Origin of the sequence: Streptomyces sp. NPDC050416, from assembly GCF_044458845.1 — a bacterium.
In the GTDB taxonomy this organism is placed as follows: Bacteria; Actinomycetota; Actinomycetes; order Streptomycetales; family Streptomycetaceae; genus Streptomyces.
Genome location: NZ_JBITII010000009.1, coordinates 217,734 through 231,195, shown reverse-complemented (window position 1 = coordinate 231,195; position 13,462 = coordinate 217,734). Strand labels below are relative to the sequence as shown.

The 13,462-nt window shown below is 71.6% G+C and carries 12 protein-coding genes; 8 read left to right on the top strand and 4 right to left on the bottom strand.

The features are described from left to right. Nucleotides 1-157: 157 nt before the first annotated feature. On the bottom strand, nt 158-1,498 hold the full coding sequence (locus ACIBL4_RS27355) for a M6 family metalloprotease domain-containing protein (RefSeq protein WP_399414464.1): 1,341 nt from the start codon (nt 1,496-1,498) through the stop codon (nt 158-160). A 353-nt stretch (nt 1,499-1,851) separates the two neighbouring features. Between ACIBL4_RS27355 and ACIBL4_RS27350 the strand changes: the two genes are divergently transcribed. Both ACIBL4_RS27350 and ACIBL4_RS27345 read left to right on the top strand, forming a co-directional pair. After that, on the top strand, nt 1,852-2,496 hold the full coding sequence (locus tag ACIBL4_RS27350; protein WP_399414463.1) for a TetR/AcrR family transcriptional regulator: 645 nt from the start codon (nt 1,852-1,854) through the stop codon (nt 2,494-2,496). Nucleotides 2,497-2,645: 149 nt separating this feature from the next. Then, on the top strand, nt 2,646-4,190 hold the full coding sequence (locus tag ACIBL4_RS27345; RefSeq protein WP_399414462.1) for an MFS transporter: 1,545 nt from the start codon (nt 2,646-2,648) through the stop codon (nt 4,188-4,190). 122 nt (nt 4,191-4,312) lie between these two features. Here the strand turns inward: ACIBL4_RS27345 and ACIBL4_RS27340 are convergent, their stop codons facing one another. Further along, a complete protein-coding gene (locus tag ACIBL4_RS27340) occupies nt 4,313-4,846 on the bottom strand; it encodes a MarR family winged helix-turn-helix transcriptional regulator (protein ID WP_399414461.1) in 534 nt (177 codons plus the stop codon). Nucleotides 4,847-4,936: 90 nt separating this feature from the next. On the opposite strand from ACIBL4_RS27340, the gene ACIBL4_RS27335 reads away from it, so the two are divergent. After that, nucleotides 4,937-5,722 (top strand): dioxygenase, encoded by a 786-nt coding sequence (locus ACIBL4_RS27335; RefSeq protein ID WP_399414460.1) that lies wholly within the window; start codon nt 4,937-4,939, stop codon nt 5,720-5,722. Between the two features lie 196 nt (nt 5,723-5,918). Here the strand turns inward: ACIBL4_RS27335 and ACIBL4_RS27330 are convergent, their stop codons facing one another. Next, complete coding sequence (locus tag ACIBL4_RS27330) at nt 5,919-6,440, bottom strand: GNAT family N-acetyltransferase (RefSeq protein ID WP_399414458.1); 522 nt, start codon at nt 6,438-6,440, stop codon at nt 5,919-5,921. A gap of 193 nt (nt 6,441-6,633) precedes the next feature. On the opposite strand from ACIBL4_RS27330, the gene ACIBL4_RS27325 reads away from it, so the two are divergent. Then, nucleotides 6,634-7,632 carry an RNA polymerase sigma factor RpoD/SigA gene (locus tag ACIBL4_RS27325; protein ID WP_150481418.1) on the top strand — a complete coding sequence of 333 codons (999 nt, stop codon included), beginning with the start codon at nt 6,634-6,636 and terminating at the stop codon, nt 7,630-7,632. A 497-nt stretch (nt 7,633-8,129) separates the two neighbouring features. After that, nucleotides 8,130-8,795 (top strand): TetR/AcrR family transcriptional regulator, encoded by a 666-nt coding sequence (locus ACIBL4_RS27320; protein WP_399414457.1) that lies wholly within the window; start codon nt 8,130-8,132, stop codon nt 8,793-8,795. A gap of 102 nt (nt 8,796-8,897) precedes the next feature. Here ACIBL4_RS27320 and ACIBL4_RS27315 read toward each other — a convergent pair whose 3' ends face one another. Next, on the bottom strand, nt 8,898-9,902 hold the full coding sequence (locus ACIBL4_RS27315; protein WP_399414456.1) for a helix-turn-helix transcriptional regulator: 1,005 nt from the start codon (nt 9,900-9,902) through the stop codon (nt 8,898-8,900). Nucleotides 9,903-9,964: 62 nt separating this feature from the next. Between ACIBL4_RS27315 and ACIBL4_RS27310 the strand changes: the two genes are divergently transcribed. From ACIBL4_RS27310 to pfkB, 3 genes are all read left to right on the top strand, one after another. Next, nucleotides 9,965-11,470: an MFS transporter gene (locus ACIBL4_RS27310; RefSeq protein ID WP_399414455.1), complete on the top strand. Its 1,506-nt coding sequence runs from the start codon at nt 9,965-9,967 to the stop codon at nt 11,468-11,470. Between the two features lie 165 nt (nt 11,471-11,635). Then, nucleotides 11,636-12,397, top strand: a complete 762-nt coding sequence (locus ACIBL4_RS27305; protein ID WP_399414454.1) for a DeoR/GlpR family DNA-binding transcription regulator — start codon at nt 11,636-11,638, stop codon at nt 12,395-12,397. Beyond that, complete coding sequence (pfkB, locus tag ACIBL4_RS27300) at nt 12,394-13,341, top strand: 1-phosphofructokinase (RefSeq protein ID WP_399414453.1); 948 nt, start codon at nt 12,394-12,396, stop codon at nt 13,339-13,341. Before ACIBL4_RS27305 ends, pfkB begins: the two co-directional genes overlap by 4 nt. Nucleotides 13,342-13,462: the final 121 nt, after the last annotated feature.

Sequence of the window (13,462 nt, the reverse complement as noted above, 5' to 3'; positions counted from 1 at the left end):
TCTCCGGTACGGCGGTCGCGCAGGTGCGGCAGTCGCGGCAGGCCTACCGTAATCCGGAATTGGTCCAACTACGGCGCGCCGATCAACCCCCGCCGACCGCTATCGACCCCTGCCGACCGCTACCTCCTGCTACCTGCTGCTATCGACCCGCCGACCGCTACCTCCTGCTACCCGCCGCTCTCGACCCCCGCGTCACCCGCACCCGGTAGTCCCCCTCCCGGTCCGCCCCCACCACCCTGATCACGATCCCCCTGCGCGGATCCCGGAACGTCTCCCCGGGCGCGAACGGCGCGTCGGACAGCTCCGCGTGGACGTTCGGCACACGAGTGCAGCCGCCGCTGTCGCGGCGGGAGTCCTCGACGGTGACCGGGCCCATGCCCGTGTCCACGGCGGCGTCGATCCGGTAGATCAGGACGCCCGGGCGGCAGACCGCCTCGTCGTTGCCGGCGCGGGTGCGCAGTTCGACGGCGTAGCCCATCCCGCTGTCCAGGGGGACGACGACCAGCTTCGAGCCGCCCCTGCGGGCCAGCGGCGTCAGGGTGTACTCCGTGGTGCCGGGGGCCGACACGCAGTGCACCTGCGCGGCGTCCAGCCAGCCCAGCTTCCATTTGTGCCAGCCGAGGAGGTCGTTGTTGGCGCCCCAGTCCTCGCTCATGATGTCCCAGTGGCCGACCGCGCCCCCGCCCTCCGCGGTGTACAGGTCGGGCAGGCCGAAGATGTGGCCGTTCTCGTGGGGGAGGACGCGGTAGCCGGTGCGGTCGTAGGAGCCGGATCCGTCGTCCTGGCGGGAATAGACGAACGAGGCGTTAGCCACGGGTATGCCGTCGGCTTTCGGGGCCTCTGGGTTGCCGGCGAACGTGACCGAGAGGACGGTGTCGAGGGCGGAGGGGCCCGCGTTGGGGGTGACCAGCACGTTCAGCAGGTCGTACCGGCGGAAGTCCACCTCGGGGTCGGCCACGGCCACGAGGTCCCGGACCAGCGCGCGGTAGCCGGGGTCGAAGGGGGCGCCGCGCTCTATGCCGTACTCGCGGAAGGACTTCGGCATGCGCAGCCACTCCCGGATCGGGGCCGCGGGGCGGTAGTCGAGGCGGCCGTAGGAGCTGGTGCGGAACCAGTGACGGGTCTGCGGGAAGAACTCCCGGTAGCGGTCCAGGGCCTTGCCCTCGCCGGGTGCGTCGGAGAAGTCGATCATCAGCGTGAGGGCGCGGACGGTGCCGGTGGAGCGGGCGTAGCCGTCGGTGGTGGGGATGCCCTCGGACATCTGGACCTCGCGGGCGCTGCGGATCAGGCAGGGGCCGTGCGCGGAGCTGCGGGACAGGGCGATCGGGCCGGCACCGGCCGTGGTGGCGCCCGGAGTGAGGTGGCCCGTGCCGGCCGAGGTGCTGACCGTGAAGGTCAGGGCGGTCACGCAGGCGAGAGCGGCCAGGCGCCGCCGGGGTATCCGGCGGCCGGGCGGCCCCGGGACGTCCGGCCGGGGTCGCTGGGGCTGTGGCTGCATGCCAGGGACCTGCAAGGGACCTCCCGCGCCACGGCAGCCTCCCGGTCTCCGGCTGCGCCCATGCGATCACCCTGCGTCGAGGGGTGTGGGGGGCGCGCGTTGGAGGAGACCGATCGTGGGTTTCCCGTCGGTAGCGATCCCGTCGTGGGTTTCCCGTCGGTAGCGATCCCGTCGTGGGTTTCCCGTCGGTAGCGGACCCGCCGACAGCGTGAGTCAGGTCACAAACAAAAAGTCCAAGTGCGGGAAATACCGGGGACCCAGTCCCCGTTTAGTCAAGTGTCCGAACGAAACGGGGAGCCTCTCCCCGGATCGCTTCACCGCACACCAAGACCCCACCCACCCAGGAGTACGCCGTGCAGACCGCCACCCCCACACCGCGCAAGGCGCCCCGGCCCCGCGCCGACGCCCTGCGCAACCGGGAGCGGATCGTCACCGCCGCCCGGGAGATGTTCGTCGAGCACGGCCCCGAGGTGCCGCTCGACGAGATCGCCCGCCGGGCCGGCGTCGGCAACGCCACGGTGTACCGCAACTTCCCGGACCGCGACGCGCTCGTGCGCGAGGTCGTCTGCTCCGTACTGGACCGTACGGTCGCGGCGGCCGAGCGCGCGCTCTCGGAGACCGGGGACGCGTTCGAGGCCCTGGAGCGCTTCGTGCACACCTCCGCCGACGAGCGGATCAGCGCGCTGTGCCCGATGGTCTCCAGCACGTTCGACGAGAACCACCCCGATCTCGAAGCGGCGCGCGAGCGCGTGGAGCGGATCCTCGAGACGGTCATGAACCGCGCCAAGGCGGTCGGGCAGCTTCGCCCCGACGTCGGCGTCGGTGACCTGATGGTCGCCGTGGCCCAGCTCAGCCGGCCCCCGGCCGGCACGGCGTGCCTCAGCGCCGACGCCTTCGTACACCGTCATCTCCAGCTGTTCCTGGACGGACTGCGGGCCCCGGCCCGTTCCGTCCTGCCGGGCACGGCAGTGACCATGGAGGACCTCCGCCAAGCCTGACCAGCCGGACCGATCAGTTCCAGGCGTCACCCCAGTCATCACACGCAGAACTCACGGCCGGCGCCGGTCGTCGAGTCGTCCCTCAACGACACCCTTTTTTCGCAGCTTTTCCGTTTTTTCCGTCACCTTGTCCCGAAGTGGGTATCCCCATGTCTGAAACAGCCTCAAAGGCACTCGGCGCCCCGGCCGAACCGGATCCGGGTCGCTGGAAAGCGCTCGTCTTCATCGCGCTGGCCCAGCTGATGGTCGTCCTGGACGCCACCATCGTGAACATCGCCCTGCCCTCCGCCCAGCAGGACCTGGGCATCTCCGACGGCAACCGGCAGTGGGTCGTCACGGCCTACGCCCTCGCCTTCGGCGGTCTGCTGCTGTTCGGCGGCCGGATAGCCGACCTGTGGGGCCGCAAGAAGGCCTTCGTCGTGGGCCTGGGCGGCTTCGCCGCGGCCTCCGCGCTCGGCGGCGCGGCCACCAACGAGGCGATGATGTTCGGCGCCCGCGCTCTCCAGGGCGCCTTCGGTGCCCTGCTCGCGCCCGCCGCGCTCTCCCTGCTCGCCGTGATGTTCACCGACGCCAAGGAGCGCGCCAAGGCGTTCGGCATCTACGGCGCGATCGCCGGTGGCGGCGGCGCCGTCGGCCTGATCCTGGGCGGCTTCCTCACCGAGTACCTGGACTGGCGCTGGACGTTCTTCGTGAACATCCCGTTCGCCATCGTCGCCGCGGCCGGTGCGTACTTCGTCATCCGTGAGCCGGAGGGCGGCCGCAACCGCTCCCCGCTCGACATCCCGGGCGTCATCCTGTCCACCCTCGGCCTGGTCGCCCTGGTCTACGGCTTCACCCGCGCCGAGTCCGAGGGCTGGAGCGACTCCGTCACCATCGGCATGTTCGTGGCCTCCGCCGTCCTGCTCGCGACCTTCGTGATCGTCGAGTCCCGGGTGAAGGCCCCGCTGCTGCCGCTGCGCGTGATCACCGAACGCAACCGCGGTGGTGTCTACCTCTCCCTCGGTCTCGCGATCATCGCGATGTTCGGCCTGTTCCTCTTCCTGACCTACTACCTCCAGATCGTGAAGGGGTACTCGCCGGTCAAGACCGGGTTCGCGTTCCTGCCGATGATCGTGGGCATGATCACGGGCTCCACCCAGATCGGCACCCGCCTGATGACCCGGGTCGCCCCGCGCCTGCTGATGGGCCCCGGCTTCCTGGTCGCCGCGCTCGGCATGCTGCTGCTGACCCGGCTGGAGATCGGGTCCTCGTACGCGGCCCTGCTGCTGCCGGCGATGCTCCTGCTCGGCCTTGGCATGGGTACGGCGTTCATGCCGGCCATGTCGCTGTCCACGCAGGGCGTCGAGCCGCGGGACGCCGGTGTCGCCTCCGCGATGGTCAACACCTCTCAGCAGGTGGGCGGCGCGATCGGTACGGCGCTGCTGAACACGATCGCCGCCTCGGCCACCACGTCCTACATCGCGGACCACATCGCCGGGGCCGGCAGCCGGTCCCAGCAGCAGCTGGTCCAGCTGGAGGGCATGGTCGAGGGCTACACGAGCGCCATCTGGTTCGCCGTCGGCATCCTCGTCGTGGCCGCCGCGATCGCCCTGACCTTCGTCAACGCGGGCCGTCCCGGCAGCGCCACCGTGACCGGCTCCGGTTCCGGCGAGGGCGTGGCGGACGAGGTGCAGGTGCCGGTCGTCGCCCACTGACGGTTCTCTCCCGCTGACGGCCGTCGCCCACTGACCGCCGTACCGGAAAACCCCTTCGGGCCCTTCCGTAGGTACGGGGAAGGGGACGCCTCGTACCTACGGATTCCAGGACCTGCCCCGGCTCAGCGGAGCCAGGGCAGGTCCGCACCGGCTTCGGCCGGCTGAAGTCCCTCGGCGATGATCCGCATGATCTCGCCGAGGGACTTCTGCTGTTCCGGGGTGAGCCGGTCGAAGACCGCCTGCCGTACGGCCTCCACATGGCCCGGCGCGGTCCGCCGCAGCACCTCGTAGCCCTCGTTCGTCAGCACGGCGAACTGGCCCCGCTTGTCGTCGGGGCAGTCCTCGCGGCGCACCCAGCCGTTCTTCTCCAGGCGCGCGATGGCGTGCGAGAGACGGGAGCGGGTGATCTTCGCCAGCATGGCGAGCTCCGTCATCCGCAGCCGCCGCCGCGGCGCCTCGGCGAGCTTGACCAGCAGGCCGTAATAGACGTGTGGCATGCCCGCGTCGCGCTGGAGCTGACGGTCGAGGTGGTCGTCGAGGAGGGTGGTCCCCTCGATGAACGAGCGCCATACCAGCTGTTCGTCGTCGGTGAGCCAGCGCGGTTCCGGAGGCTCTGCCACGGAGCCCGGGGTCGGTGCGGATGCGGGTGCCTTCATGTCTTCCACTCTACGCGGCCCCTCCTTGAACTTTAAACAAATGCCCCGTACAGTTTTGTTAGGGAACCATGTTTTGGAAGGAGCCGCAGCATGTCCGCCGCCACCCAGGAGCGCATGCCCGCTCTGTACCTGAGCCACGGCGCCCCGCCGCTGGCGGACGATCCGGTCTGGCCCGGTGAACTGGCCGCCTGGGCGGCCGGCCTGCCGCGTCCCCGGGCGATCCTGATGGTCTCCGCCCACTGGGAGGAGGCCCCCCTCGCCCTCGGCGCCACCGAGACCGTCCCGCTCGTCTACGACTTCTGGGGCTTCCCCGAGCACTACTACCGGGTGACCTACGAGGCCCCCGGCGCACCGGAGCTCGCCGAGTCGGTACGGAAGCTGCTGCGCGCCCCCGGGATTCCCGTCCAGGACGTCCCCGACCGGGGCCTCGACCACGGGGCGTACGTCCCGCTGGTCGAGATGTACCCGGAGGCGGACATCCCGGTCCTCCAGGTGTCCATGCCGACGCTCGACCCGGCCCGGCTCATGGAGATCGGCCGCAGGCTCGCCCCGCTGCGGGACGAGGGCGTGCTCATCGTCGGCTCCGGCTTCTTCACCCACAACCTGGCCGCGCTCCGGCAGGGCGGCACCCCCGCCTGGTCGGCGGAGTTCGACGACTGGGGCCGGCGGGCGCTGGAGGCGCGGGACGTGGACGCCCTGCTGGACTTCACCCGCAAGTCGCCCGCGGGACGGCTCGCCCACCCGCGCACCGAGCACTTCGCCCCGCTGTTCGTGACCATGGGCGCGGCCGACGCCGCCGGTGAGCTCGACGCGCAGAAGTCGGTGATCGACGGCTTCTGGATGGGGCTGGCGAAACGGTCGGTGCAGTTCGGCTGAGGCCGGGCCTTAGGGCCTGTCGTTTGGATCACGCCGCAGACGCGGGGCCTGGCACGCGCATCTGCGGCGTTGTCGTCGGTCACCGACGCTCCGCGTCGACTCCCTCCTCCGCCTTGCGGCTGCACGCACCAGGCCCCACTCACCGGCGCTGAGAAACGCTGCCGATTTTCCTGCGACCTGATCCGAACGACAGGCCCTACGTAAGGTCCTTCTCGTACCAGGCCACGTCCCAGTAGCGGCCGAACTTGCGGCCGACCTCCCGGTACGTGCCGACATGCCGGAAGCCGAAGCGCTCGTGCAGCCGGGCCGACGCCTCGTTCGGCTGCGCGATGCCCGCGTAGGCGCGGTGCAGGTCCTCCCCCGACAGGGCCTCGAAGAGGGCCTTGTACAGGAGGGTGCCGACGCCGCGGCGGCCGGCGTCCGGGGCGACGTACACCGTCGTCTCCACGGAGGTCGCATAGGCGGGCTTCGCCCGGAAGGGGCTGGACGTGGCGTAGCCCAGAATCTCCTGTGAGTCCGCATCCGTGGCAACCATCAGGCGGTACGGCCCGTCTACAGGGTGGGAGAGCAGCCAAGGGCGGCGCTCTTCCGGAGTGAAGATCGCGGTATCGAATGTGATCGCCGTCTCACGTACGTAGTGATTGTAGAGGGCCGTGAGGGCTTCGAGGTCCGCCTCGACTCCCGGTCTGACCTGCACCTCTGTACGTTCCGTCGGCACCGCGCCTCCTCATCGGGCCCGACAGGGTACTGCATGATCCGAAAAATTGGGGGACAGGTTGGGAATTCTGTCCTGATTCCAGTCGTTGTTTCCATCGGATGCAGGGCACCCGAGGAGAGTCCGGAGAGTCCCGGAGACGGAGTCCAGCGTCCGAAGGACCACCCGCTGACCTCACCATCGCAAGGGAGCACGCATGGCAACCCGTGCCGTCGCCCGTCGTCAGTCCGCCACCGGCGAGACGGCCGACAGGGCAAGCAGTGTTCGCGCCCATGGCGGCGAGATCGCCGATCGCGACCTGGTCGGCATGTACCTCGACGAGATCGCGCGTACACCGCTGCTCGACGCCGCCAAGGAAGTCGAGCTGTCCCAGGTCATCGAAGCGGGTGTGTTCGCGCGGCAGGTCCTCGACGGGTACGAGGAGACCAAGGCGGACGCCACCCGTGAGGAGCTCGAAGCCCTGGTCGCCGACGCGGAGCGGGCCAAGGACGTCTTCATCCGCTCCAACCTGCGCCTGGTCGTCGCCGTCGCCCGCCGCTACCCCCGCAGCGGTCTGCCGCTGCTGGACCTGATCCAGGAGGGCAACGCCGGCCTGGTGCGCGCGGTCGAGAAGTTCGACTACCGCAAGGGCTTCAAGTTCTCCACGTACGCGACGTGGTGGATCCGCCAGGCCATCACCCGCTCCATAGCCGACCAGTCCCGTACGATCCGCCTGCCCGTCCACCTCGTGGAGGAGCTTGGCCGGATCCGGCGGGTGCAGCGCGAGTTCAACCGTGAGCACGGGCGCGACCCGGAGCCCGCGGAGATCGCCGCCGAGCTCGGCTCGACGCCGGAGCGCGTCACCGACGTGCTCGACTGGGCCCGCGACCCGGTCTCGCTGAACATGTCGGTGGACGACGAGGGCGAGACCCAGTTCGGCGACCTCCTGGAGGACACCTCCGCGGTGTCGCCCGAGCAGTCGGTGCTCACGCTGCTGCGCAGCGAGGAGCTCGACGACCTCATCGGCCGCCTCGATCAGCGCACGGCCTCGATCATCAAGATGCGCTACGGCATCGAGGACGGCCGGGAGCGCACGCTGACCGAGGTCGGCAAGGAGCACGGCCTGACGCGCGAGCGCATCCGGCAGATCGAGAAGCACGCGCTGCTGGAGCTGAAGAAGCTGGCCCGCAGCACGGGGTTCGACGCGGCGGCGTGACGCCGCTGCCGGTGTTCGCCGGTTCCGGTGATCGCTCGCCGGTGCGTTCGCCGATGGGCGGCCGGACGTGCGGGTGCCCGGCGCACGGCTCGTTCCACGGCCCATGGGTGTGGTCCCAGTGCCTGTGGGTGACGGGCGGTGTGCGCCCGGGGGCCCCGCGTACGCCGGGTGGCGAAAGACCGCGCAAACATGGCGATGTAACGCCGCTTCAACCCGCGGGGCACCGGGAACAAGACTTCCGGGCCCACCAGTTCGGGCCGGGGCCACGCCCCTGGCCCCCCAGAGCCAAGTCCCGTCGCACTCCCCCCGGCGCCGGGACTCTCCCAAAGCCGGGCTTCGGCGCCCCTCCCCCCGGGTGCCGGGGCCCGGCTCTCTGCGTGAGCGGGGAACCCGCCTCTTCGCCGGGCGCGCAAGTGAAGGGCGGGCCACCCCGTACCTGAACCACGGGGTGGCCCGCCAGATGGCAGATTGTGTCACATGGGCATAGCCTGCCGGGCGTGAGCAGCACCACCCCGACCCCTCCTCAGGCCTCGCTGACCGAGCGGCGCAAGGCCGAGACGCGTATGGCGATCGCCCGGGCCGCGGCCGGCCTCTTCGTACGGCACGGCCTGCGCGCCACCCGCGCCGAGGACATCGCCCAGGCCGCCGGCATCGCCCCGCGCACGTTCTACCGGTACTTCGCCACCAAGGAGGAGGCCGTCGCCCCGCTCTACGGGGCCGGCGCCCAGCGCTGGGCCGAGGCGGTACGCGCCGCCCCCGCCGACGTGAGCGTCCTCCGGGCCCTGGAGCACGGCGTGCGGCACACCCTCACACCGGGCGCCGGCGTCTCGGCGTCCTCCTGGGAGTGGGTCCGCACCCTCCTGCGCCTCGCCGAGGCGAACCCGTCCCTGCGCAGGGTGTGGGCGGAGGTGTGCCAGGCGTCGGAACGGACGCTGGGGGAGGTGCTGGCGGAACGGGGGACCGGGACCGGGACTGCGGCTGGTGACGACAACGTTGCCGCCGCCCCAGAGCCGCGCTTCACCGCCGCGGTCGCGAGCGCCGCCGTACGCACGGCCCTGGAGGGCTGGGCGGAGGGGGACGGCCCGGTGGAGGGCCCGGGCAGCCCGGCGGAACTCGCGCTGCGGAACCTGAGGGCGCTGCGTGACTTTCCCTGGGAGGCCTGACTTTCCTGGAGGCCTGACTTCCATGGGAGTCCCGACTTCTATGGGAGGCCTGACTTCTATGGGAGGCCTGACGGAGCCGGACAGCGGCCCGGAGCCGGATACCTACTCCGCACCCGCACCCGCACCCGCACCCGCGCCCGCTCCCGCAGCCGCCGCCCTGCTCAACCGCGCCCCCAGGTCCCGTACCGCCCGCACGAGTTCCTCCGGCTCGCGGACCACGAAGTCGCACTCCAGCATCGCCAGCCGGAACGCCACCCACTGCACGGCGTCCCCGACGGACCCGCGCAGCCGGCAGCCGCCGGTGTCCAACGGCTCGGGCGTGCCGAGCCACTTCGGCAGCCGGGCGGCGACGAAGTCGGCCGGCGCGGCGAACGTGACCTCGAAGTCGTAGGACTCCTGCTGCCGTTGCATCGACTGCCGCAGGAACTCCGCCGCGTTCCCCGTCGGCAGCTCGCGCGGCACGAACCGCGCTCCCGTGGCGAACGGTTCGCTCACGCGGTCGACGCGGAACGTGCGCCAGTCGTCCCGGTCGATGTCGTACGCCACGAGGTACCAGCGGCGGCCTGTCGACACTAGCCGGTACGGCTCGGTCAGGCGCCGAGACTCGGTGCCGTCGGCCGCCCGGTAGGCGAACCGCAGCCGCTCGTGCCCGGCCGCCGTGGAGGCCATGACGGTCAGGGTCTCCGGCGCGATGCTCGGCCCGTCTCCGCTGGTCAGGGGAGTGGTCGCGGCCTGGAGTGTGGTCACGCGGTGCCGCAGCCGGCCCGGCAGCACCTGCTCCAGCTTGGCCAGCGCCCGTACCGACGCCTCGTCCAGGCCCTCCACCGCGTGTCCCGCCCCGGCGCGCAGCCCGACCGCGATGGCCACGGCCTCCTCGTCGTCGAGCACGAGCGGCGGCATGGCCTTGCCGGCGACCAGCCGGTAGCCGCCGTCGGCACCCTTGCTCGCCTGCACGGGATAGCCCAGCTCGCGCAGCCGGTCGATGTCCCGCCTAACCGTGCGGCGGGAGACCCCGAGCCGGTCGGCCAGCTCGCCGCCGGGCCATTCGCGGGGCGTCTGGAGGAGGGAGAGGAGCGTCAGCAGCCGTGCCGGTGTGTCCGTCGTCATACCGACGAGGATGCCGCACCAGTAGGACGTGATCTGACCTAATGGCCCTCTACCTTCTCTGCATGACCTCCACCGAGACCCCTCTCAGCACCGCGGGCGGGACCGACCGCCGTCGCTGGTTCGCCCTCGCGATCGTGATGACCGCGGCCTTCATGGACCTCGTCGACGTGACGATCGTCAACATCGCCATACCGTCGATCCAGCGGGAGTCGGGTGCGTCCTTCGGCCAGATCCAGTGGATCACCGCCGGATACGCCCTGGCCTTCGCCGCCGGGCTGATCACCGGCGGACGGCTCGGCGACATCCACGGCCGCAAGCGGATCTTCCTCGTCGGCATCGGCGGCTTCACCCTCGCCTCCGCGCTGTGCGGCCTCGCGGTGAACCCGGAGATGCTGGTCGCCTCGCGGTTCCTGCAGGGCGGCATGGCGGCGCTGATGGTGCCGCAGGTGCTGTCGATCGTGCACGCGACCTTCCCGGCGCACGAGCGGGGCAAGGTGTTCGGCCTGTTCGGCGCGGTCGTCGGGCTCGGGGCCGTGTCCGGTCCGCTGCTCGGCGCGCTGCTGACCGAGTGGAACCTGTTCGGGTGGGAGTGGCGCTCGATCTTCCTGATCAACCTGCCCGTCGGCGTCGCGGGCCTGATCCTCGGCAGCCGTTTCATCACCGAGTCCAAGGCGCCGCGGGCCCTGAAGCTGGACCTGGTGGGCGTCGCGCTCGTGACGCTGGGCCTGCTGATGCTGCTCTACCCGCTCATCCGCGGCCGCGAGCTGGGCTGGCCGGTGTGGGGGTACGTCTCGATGGCCGGGTCGCTCGTCGTCCTCGCGGCGCTGGTGGCGTACGAGCGGCGCAAGAGCGCACGGGACGGCTCCCCGCTGGTCGAGCTGTCGCTGTTCCGGGTCAAGAGCTTCGCGGCCGGGATCGCCGTGCAGACCGTTTTCGGGGTCGCGCTCGGCGTGTTCTTCCTGGTGTGGACGCTGTACATGCAGATGGGGCTGGGCTGGAGCCCGCTGAAGGCCGGGCTGACCGGGGTGCCGTTCTCGATCGCCGTGTCCGTGGCCGCCGGGATGTCGGTGCAGCAGCTGGTCCCGCGCTTCGGGCGCAAGGTGCTTCAGGCGGGCGCGCTGGTGATGGCGGCCGGGGTGCTGCTCTACCTCTGGGAGTCCGGGCACTACGGCCTGGGCATCGCGCCCTGGCAGATGGCGCTGCCGCTGGTCGTGATGGGCGTGGGCATGGGCCTGATCGTCGCTCCGCTGACCGATGCGATCCTCTCCGAGGTGCCGCGCGAGCACTCCGGCTCGGCGTCCGGCCTGCTCAACACCGTGCAGCAGATGGGCAACGCGCTGGGGCTCGGCCTGGTGTCGGTCGTCTTCTTCGGCTCGATCGGCGACCGGCTGCGCCCGGAGCAGGTGGGCCCGGCCTTCGCGGACGCCTTCCGGAACTCGCTGGGCTGGGTGGCCGCGGTGCTGGGTGTGATCTTCCTGCTGATGTTCGCCCTGCCGAAGCGGCCGGCGCAGCACGTCGAGGGGGAGCAGGCGGCGGCGGAGCGGAAGGAACCGGCGCTGGTTTCCTGACAGTCGTCCGGCAATCGTCGGAGAACGGGCTCGGCACATGGGTGCCGAGCCCGTTTCCGTTTCCGATCATGCCCGATTGAGTCCGAACCTGTTTACTTCGCGGAAATCTCGGCGTAGCCTCCCGCTGAAACCACACGTTCGGGCATTGGGCGGAGGCGAACAGACATGTACGCACCGGAGCGGCAGCAGGAGATCCTCCGGCTCGCCCGTGACGGCGGCCGAGTGGATGTCGTGTCGCTGGCCGAGGAGTTCCAGGTGACGGCGGAGACCATCCGCCGCGATCTCAAGGCCCTCGACCGCGCCGGACTGGTCCGCCGGGTGCACGGCGGCGCCATCCCGGTCGGGCGGCTCGACTTCGAGCCGGACCTCGCCGAGCGCGAGACGACGGCCGCGGACGAGAAGGACCGCATCGCCAAGGCGGCCCTCGCGGAACTGCCGAGCGAGGGCACGATGATCCTCGACGCCGGTACGACGGTCGCCAAGGTGGCCACGGCCCTCCCCCTGGAGTCCGCCCTCACCGTCGTCACGCACAGCCTGCCCATCGCGGCCCGCCTCGCCGACCACCCCGGCATCCAGCTCCACCTCGTCGGCGGCCGCGTACGGCACCGCACCCGCGCCGCTGTGGACGCCTGGGCGCTGCGCGCGTACGGCGAGATCCGCGCCGACGTGCTGTTCGTCGCCGCCAACGGCTTCTCCGCCGAACACGGCCTGACCACCCCCGACCTCGCCGAGGCCGCCGTGAAGCGCGCGGCCCTGGCCGCCGCCCGCCGCGTGGTGCTGCTCGCCGACTCCTCCAAGCACGGCCAGGAGCACTTCGCCCGCTTCGGCGACCTGAGCGACGTGGACCTGCTGATCACCGACAGCGGGCTGAGCCCCGAAGACGCCGTCGCGATCGAGCGCGGCGGCACGGAAGTAGTGCGCGCATGATCCTCACCGTCACCCCCAACCCGTCCCTGGACCGCACCTACGAGGTGCCGTCCCTCGACCGCGGCGAGGTCATCCGCGCCACCGGCGAGCGGATGGACCCGGGCGGCAAGGGCGTGAACGTCTCGCGCGCGGTCGCCGCGGCCGGTCAGCGCACCGTGGCGGTCCTGCCCCTGGGCGGCGCGCCGGGCGCGCTCGTCGCCGACCTGCTCGACGCGCAGGGCATCGAGGTCGCGCCGGTCCCGGTCGCCGGGGCCACCCGCTCCAACATCGCCCTCGCCGAAGCCGACGGCGTCCTGACGAAGATCAACGCGCCGGGCCCCGAACTGTCCGAGGCCGAGCGGGAACTGCTCCTGGAGACCGTACGGCAGCAGTCCCGCGACGCCGCCTGGATCGCCTGCTGCGGCAGCCTCCCGCGCGGCCTCGCCCCCTCCTGGTACGCCGACCTGGTCGCCCGCGCGCACGCCGCCGGCGCCCGGATCGCCCTGGACACCTCCGGGCCCGCGCTGCTCGCGGCCCTGCGTGAGCGGCCCGACGTGGTCAAGCCCAACGCCGAGGAGCTCGCGGAGGCCGTCGGCCGCCCCCTCGCCACCGTCGGCGACGCCGTGAAGGCGGCCGAGGAGCTGCGCGAGATGGGCGCCCGGGCCGTCCTCGCGAGCCTCGGCGCCGACGGGCAGCTGCTGGTCTCCGGCGAGGGCGCCTGGTTCGGCAGCGCCCGTGTGGACGCCGTACGCAGCAACGTGGGCGCCGGTGACTCCTCCCTCGCCGGTTTCCTCATCGCCGGCGGCAGCGGCCCCGAGGCCCTCGCCTCCGCGGTCGCCCATGGCGCGGCGGCCGTCCAGCTGCCCGGCAGTGTCATGCCCGAGCCCGGCGACCTGGACCCGGCCGCGGTGACGGTCACGGCCCGGATCCCGGCGGACCGAGCGCTGAAGGAGCCGGTGTCATGACGTACGAGGAGCAGCGCGGACCGACCCGCGAGCGGCTGGCCTCCCCGTTACGGCCCGCCTCGGACCCCGTCACCCCCCACCGCATCCCCCTCCCCTCCCCCGCCCATTCGACTGACCGGGC

Excerpts from the sequence above, each read along its gene's own strand:
- ACIBL4_RS27345 (WP_399414462.1), top strand. The coding sequence starts at position 2,646 with ATGTCTGAAACAGCCTCAAAGGCACTCGGCGCCCCGGCCGAACCGGAT.
- ACIBL4_RS27355 (WP_399414464.1), bottom strand. The coding sequence starts at position 1,498 with ATGCAGCCACAGCCCCAGCGACCCCGGCCGGACGTCCCGGGGCCGCCC.
- ACIBL4_RS27325 (WP_150481418.1), top strand. The coding sequence starts at position 6,634 with ATGGCAACCCGTGCCGTCGCCCGTCGTCAGTCCGCCACCGGCGAGACG.
- ACIBL4_RS27310 (WP_399414455.1), top strand. The coding sequence starts at position 9,965 with ATGACCTCCACCGAGACCCCTCTCAGCACCGCGGGCGGGACCGACCGC.
- ACIBL4_RS27315 (WP_399414456.1), bottom strand. The coding sequence starts at position 9,902 with ATGACGACGGACACACCGGCACGGCTGCTGACGCTCCTCTCCCTCCTC.
- ACIBL4_RS27340 (WP_399414461.1), bottom strand. The coding sequence starts at position 4,846 with ATGAAGGCACCCGCATCCGCACCGACCCCGGGCTCCGTGGCAGAGCCT.
- pfkB (WP_399414453.1), top strand. The coding sequence starts at position 12,394 with ATGATCCTCACCGTCACCCCCAACCCGTCCCTGGACCGCACCTACGAG.
- ACIBL4_RS27335 (WP_399414460.1), top strand. The coding sequence starts at position 4,937 with ATGTCCGCCGCCACCCAGGAGCGCATGCCCGCTCTGTACCTGAGCCAC.
- ACIBL4_RS27305 (WP_399414454.1), top strand. The coding sequence starts at position 11,636 with ATGTACGCACCGGAGCGGCAGCAGGAGATCCTCCGGCTCGCCCGTGAC.